This window comes from Actinotalea ferrariae CF5-4 (assembly GCF_000603945.1).
In the GTDB taxonomy this organism is placed as follows: Bacteria; Actinomycetota; Actinomycetes; order Actinomycetales; family Cellulomonadaceae; genus Actinotalea; species Actinotalea ferrariae.
The window spans coordinates 1-4,288 of sequence record NZ_AXCW01000305.1; the positions used below are offsets into that span (position 1 = coordinate 1).

4 protein-coding genes are annotated in these 4,288 nt (G+C 73.4%); 3 read left to right on the top strand and 1 reads right to left on the bottom strand.

The genetic code is table 11. The annotated features are described in order from the left end of the window. Nucleotides 1-1,125, bottom strand: a 1,125-nt coding sequence (locus N866_RS16745; protein WP_245612637.1) for a multicopper oxidase family protein, incomplete at its 3' end; no start/stop codon positions are given. Here N866_RS16745 and N866_RS16750 point away from each other — a divergent pair. From N866_RS16750 to N866_RS16760, 3 genes are all read left to right on the top strand, one after another. Beyond that, nucleotides 1,054-1,938, top strand: coding sequence for an HAD-IC family P-type ATPase (locus N866_RS16750; protein ID WP_245612638.1), 885 nt, complete (start codon nt 1,054-1,056; stop codon nt 1,936-1,938). The two genes, N866_RS16745 and N866_RS16750, sit on opposite strands and share 72 nt — an antisense overlap. Before the next feature lie 14 nt (nt 1,939-1,952). Beyond that, nucleotides 1,953-2,975 carry a DMT family transporter gene (locus tag N866_RS16755; protein WP_081802756.1) on the top strand — a complete coding sequence of 341 codons (1,023 nt, stop codon included), beginning with the start codon at nt 1,953-1,955 and terminating at the stop codon, nt 2,973-2,975. Then, nucleotides 2,972-4,288 (top strand): beta-phosphoglucomutase family hydrolase (locus N866_RS16760; protein WP_034228606.1); only part of this gene is annotated, 1,317 nt, incomplete at its 3' end. The genes N866_RS16755 and N866_RS16760, both read left to right, overlap by 4 nt.

Sequence of the window (4,288 nt, forward strand, 5' to 3'; positions counted from 1 at the left end):
CCAGGATCCGGGGACAGGCCCCGGGAGCACGTTGACCGTGTCCTTGCGTATGCCCGCGCGACCTGTCCGGGATGCCATCGCGAAGGTGTGCCCGTGCACGTGCATCGGGTGGAACATCATCGACTCGTTGCGCATCACCAGCCGGACCCGCTCGTCGGCGCGGACCTCGAGCGGCTCGTGGTCGCCGAAGACGGCCCCGTTGATGACCCACCTGCGGCCGCCGTCCACCATCTGCAGCGCGAGCTCGAGCTCTCGATCGGGCTGACGGGGCGACAGGGCTGCCGGCTCGGCCACCGTGAGGTCGCCGTAGCCGAGTAGGCGCCCGGCGAGCTCGGCCGGGCGGACCCCCGGGGCTGGGCTCGGCCCGGACGCTGTGCGCAGGACCGCGAGACCCGGTGCGGCATCCTTGCCCTCCGGGACGGCCACGATCGGGAAGGCTCCGTCCCCTGCCGTGACGATGACGTCGTAGCGCTCGCCCATCCCGATGACGAGGGTGTCCACCTCGACCGGGTCGACCGGGAAGCCGTCGGTGTGGGTCACGGTGAGCCGGTGGCCGCCGACGGCGAACCGGTAGGCGGTGTCAGCGCCGGCGTTGATGATGCGCAGGCGGATGCGGCGGCGCGGGGCCGAGCTGACCACGAGGGGGTCCGCCGGCACTCGGCCGTTGATCAGGTGCGCGGGGTAGACGACGTCACCCGTGTCGGCACCCAACGGCTGGTCCGCGGAGGGCATGGTGTCCGCCATGCTCATGCCCTCCATGCCCTCCATGCCCTCCATGCCGTTCGCAGAACCCATGACCATGCCGTCGCGGGCCATCCGCTCGAGGATGGCCTCGGGGGAGTCGCCCCAGCCGTCGGTCCAGTCGTCGAGGACCAGGACCACCTCCTCGTCGTAGCGCAGGGGGTCCGCAGGGTCCTCCACGATCAGCGGCGCCTGCAGGCCCCGGTCGAGCTGGACGCCGACGTGCGGGTGGAACCAGTAGGTGCCGGCGTCCGGCACGACGAAGGCGTACTCGAAGGCGCCGCCTGGGGCGACGGGGTCCTGGGTCGGGCCATCGACGCCTATGCCGCCGACCGGGGTCTTCCCGCGCTCAGCGCGAGCGAGTTCCTGAACGTCCCCGGGCACGGGGCGACGGCAACCGTCGAAGGACACCGTGTGCTGGTGGGCAACCGTCGGCTGATGGCCAGCGAGAACGTCGACCTCGGCGACCTGGCCGCGAGCCGGGACGAGCTGGCCGCGTCCGGGCGCACCGCGGTGCTGGTCGCCGTGGACGGGCGTGCAGTAGGCGTCATCGCGTTGGCCGACGCCGCCCGGGAGACGGCCGCCGCGGCGGTGGCAGCCCTGCACGAGTCCGGGATCGAGGTCGCCATGCTCACGGGCGACAACGAGGCCACCGCCCGCCGCATCGCGGAGCAGCTGGGCATCGACACCGTGATCGCCGAGGTCCTGCCGGGCGACAAGGCGGACAAGGTCGCCGAGCTGCAGCGGGCCGGGAAGACGGTGGCGATGGTCGGGGACGGCGTCAACGACGCCCCGGCGCTGGCCAAGGCCGACATCGGCATCGCGATCGGGGCCGGCACGGACGTGGCGATCGAGACCGCAGACATCGTCCTGATGCGCTCCGATCCCTTGGACGTGTCCGTCGCACTGCGCATCGGCAAGGCCACGGTGCGCAAGGAGCGCCAGAACCTGGGCTGGGCGATCGGATACAACGTCCTCGCGCTGCCCATCGCTGCGGGGGTGTTCTACCCCGCCCTCGGCCTGATGCTCCGTCCGGAGATCGCGGCTCTGACGATGTCTGGTTCCACGGTCATCGTCACGATCAACGCCCTCCTGCTCAAGCGGCTCCGGCTGCCCGCACAGCAGGCTCCGACCGCTCCGCACGGGGTCCGGGAGAGCAAGCCGGAGCCCGCCCCGGCCCCCGCCGGCGTCCGCTGAGAAGGTCCGTACCCATGCAGGCGACGACCGCGACGTGTTCCCCGGCCCCGGCGGTGGCCGGGGAACATCGGCGGCCGAAGCCGTGGCGGATGCTGTGGATCACCGCGGCATGGGGTGCGTGCTTCCTGGTGATCGTGTGGGGCCTGCGGGACGCACCGCTGCTGTGGTATGCCGCCCTGCGGGCGCTGGTAGCCGGGGCGGCGCTGCTGGCGTTCGCCGGTGTCCAGCACCGGCCGGCTCTGCGGGGCGGCCGTGCCTGGACGCTGATCACCGTCCTTGGCCTGGTCAACGTCACGGTGGCGTTCGCGGCGATGTTCGGCGGCGTGGTGGGGCTCGCCACCGGCACGGCCGCCGTGCTGGCGAACGCCCAGCCCTTGCTGATCCTTCTGCCGGCCTGGTGGTTGTATGGCGAGAGGCTCTCCCTGCGGACGGTGGCCGCGCTGGTCGTCGGCTTCGCCGGCCTGGTCCTCGTCGCGGTGCCCGGTGGCGGCGGCAGCGGAGCGGCGCTCTCGCTGCTCGCTGCGGCCGCCGTCACGGGGGGCACGCTGCTGTCCCGGCGCTTGGGCGGACTCGATCTCGTCGTGGCCACGGGGTGGCACCTGCTGATCGGCGGCGTCGGGCTCGTGGTGCTGGCCGCTGTCGTCGAGGGCGCCCCGGTGATCGCGTGGACGCCGCGCTTCGTCCTCTCGCTGGCGTTCCTCGCTCTGGTGGGCACCGCGGCGACGACCGTGGCGTGGTTCACCGAGGCCCGCCACAGCCGGCTCGACATCTTGACCACCTGGACGTTCCTGACCCCCGTCTTCGGCATCGCCCTGGCCGCCGTGGTGCTGGGGGAGCGACCGGGCGGGTGGACCGCCGTGGGCCTGACGGCGGTGCTGGTGGCCATGTGGACCTCCCTGCGGCCGCAGCGCCGGGTCTCCACACCCGGCCGCGCCGTCGACCCTGCTTCACGACCAGCCCCCAGTGAGCCGCACGAGGGCTCCGGGCTCGCCGGCCCAGGTGGCGAGCTCGACCTGCCGACCCGAGGAGAACCGTGACACACCCGACGCCGCCGCCCACCCTTTCCGCGCGGGCACCCGCCCCGGCCGGGGCGGCACCGCCGCACGAGGCGGTGATCTTCGACATGGACGGTGTGGTCACGGACACCGCAACGTTGCACACCGAGGCATGGCGGCGGCTCTTCGACACGGTGCTCGCCGATCCCCGCACGGCGGGGGCGACCTCCAGGGAGCCGTTCGACCCGGAGGCGGACTACCGGCGCTACGTCGACGGACGCGCTCGGGAGGACGGGGTCGCCACCTTCCTCGCCGCCCGCGGCGTCGACGTACCCGTCGGGACGCGCCAGGACCCTGCGGGTGAGTGGACGGTGCATGGCCTGGGGTCGTGGAAGAACGAGATCTATCTCGACCTGCTCGCCGAGCGTGGCGCCAAGGCGTTTCCCGGCACGGTCGGGCTGCTCGAGCGGTTGCGGGCCGGTGGGGTGCCGGTCGCCCTGGTCACGGCCAGCCGCAACGCCGGCACACTGCTGGACTCGGCAGGCCTGTCCGGGGTGTTCGACGTCGTGGTGGACGGTGCGCGAGCCGGCGAGCTGGGGCTGCCGGGCAAACCCGACCCGGCCACGTTCCTGCAGGCGGCGCGAGAGCTCGGGGTCGACCCCCGGCAGGTGGCGGTCGTCGAGGACGCCGTCTCGGGCGTCGAAGCCGCCGCGCGCGGCGGCTTCGGGCTCGTGGTGGGCGTAGCCCGGGCGGGGCAGCGGGCCGAGCTGGAGGCCGCCGGGGCGGACCTGGTGGTCGAGGACGTCGCCCAGCTCGACCTCGGGGCCCTGCGGGCCGACCCGTGGACGCTGGTGTACGGGGGTTTCGACCCCGCCCACGAGGGCCACCGCGAAGCGCTGACGACCCTGGGCAACGGCTACCTCGGTACGCGGGGGGCGGCACCGGAGCGCGCCGCGGACGGGGTGCACTACCCGGGGACCTACCTCGCGGGCGTCTACAACCGGGTCGTGTCCACCGTCCACGGCCGTCAGGTCGAGGACGAGCACCTGGTCAACGCGCCGAACTGGCTGGTCCTCGACCTGGCCACCGAAGGACGGTGGTGGTCCGCCGGAGGCTTGACGACCACCGACGAGCGACGTGAGCTCGATCTACGCCACGGGGTGCTCACCCGCACCGCCGTGCTCACCGACGACGCCGGGCGCCGGGTGCGCCTGCGCCAACGGCGGTTGGTCTCCATGGCCCGTCCGCACATGGGGGCGCTGGAGACCACCGTGACGCCCGAGGGGTGGAGCGGGACCCTGCGGCTGCGCTCCGGGATCGACGCCGGGGTGGGGGCCTACCCCCGGATCTTGGAC

Bases quoted from the DNA above. Each gene is read 5' to 3' on its own strand.
- N866_RS16755 (WP_081802756.1), top strand. From the start codon at position 1,953: ATGCAGGCGACGACCGCGACGTGTTCCCCGGCCCCGGCGGTGGCCGGG.